Source organism: Ornithinicoccus halotolerans (genome assembly GCF_009602535.1).
Classification (GTDB): Bacteria; Actinomycetota; Actinomycetes; order Actinomycetales; family Dermatophilaceae; genus Ornithinicoccus; species Ornithinicoccus halotolerans.
Map to the genome: position 1 here is coordinate 1 of NZ_WIQI01000213.1, position 1,157 is coordinate 1,157.

The window sequence follows — 1,157 nt, forward strand, 5'->3', positions numbered from 1 at the left end:
CCGCCTCGGCCCGGGCGGGCGTCGCTGCCGCTACGGGGCGGTGAGCACGGGGCGCGGTGCCTGCTGCTCGGCGGCGAGCCGCTCGGGAAGCCGCTGGTGAGGTGGAAGGACGTCGGCCGCCGCCACGAGCAGGTCGTCGCCTTCGGCGAGCGGTGGCAGGCCGAGCGGGACGGTGCGGCGGGCCCGGCGCGGTTCGGCCGGCTCGAGGACCCCGGTGACGCCCTGACCGCCCCCGCCCTGCCCGCGGTGGGACTCCGGCTGCGCGGGTGAGCGGCGCCGCCGTGGCACGTGCCGCAGGTACCAGCTCAGCATCAGCAGCGTCGTCACCACGTAGAAGCTGTGCAGCGCCCAGATCGGGCCCGGTGGCAGGCTGAACACGTAGACCGAGTGGATGGCGTTGCCCACGTTGGCCAGCGCCAGGTTGCCCAGGCTGTAGGAGGCCAGGTCCTTGGTGCGGGCCGCCTTGAGCACCATCGGCAGCATGCTGCCGGCGAAGATGACCGTCGAGACGGAGCCAGCCAGCACCGGGAGCGTCAGCTGCGTGTCCATGTCCTCGACGCTAGGTCCGTGGGCAGCGCCGCCACATCGGGCGAACGCCCTGTCCTGCGCCGGGGCGCATGGGGCGGACGCCCCATGCCGGGGTCCGGGCGGTCAACCCAGGTGGTGCCGGGTGGTCAGTCAGCCCAGGTGGTGCCGGGTGGTCAGTCAGCCCAGGTGGTGCCGGTAGGCGTACGCCGCGGCCGCGGTGCGCGAGCGGACCCCGAGCTTGGTGAAGATGTTGCCCAGGTGCCGGGAGACGGTCTTCTCGCTGAGGTAGAGGCTGCTGGCGATCTGCGGGTTGGTGAGCCCGGCGGCGACCAGGCCCAGCACCTGCAGCTCGCGCGGGGTGAGCCCGTCCGGTCCGGCGGCCAGCCCCAGCAGCCGGTTGGTGCGCTGCTCGTCGGGACGGGCGCCGAGCGCGGCGAAGGCGTGCTGGGCGACCAGCCACTCCACCCGGGCGCCGTCGGTGTCGCCGAGGTCGGCGCAGGCCCGGCCGGCGTCCACCCGTGCCCGCGCCACCTCGTAGGGGGCGTGCACCCGCGCCCACAGCCGGTGCGCCTCCCGCAGCAGCGGCAGCGCCTCGGCCGCCTCCCCGCGCGCCAGCGCCAGCGCCCCCG

Annotated in this window: 2 protein-coding genes; both read right to left on the bottom strand. The window is 75.6% G+C overall.

From position 1 onward, the window contains the following. Positions 1-30: 30 nt before the first annotated feature. Entirely contained in the window at positions 31-549 is a 519-nt protein-coding gene (locus GFJ45_RS17125) for a hypothetical protein (protein WP_194288746.1), read from the bottom strand. A gap of 156 nt (positions 550-705) precedes the next feature. Next, positions 706-1,157 (bottom strand): helix-turn-helix transcriptional regulator (locus GFJ45_RS16115; protein ID WP_194288747.1); only part of this gene is annotated, 452 nt, incomplete at its 5' end.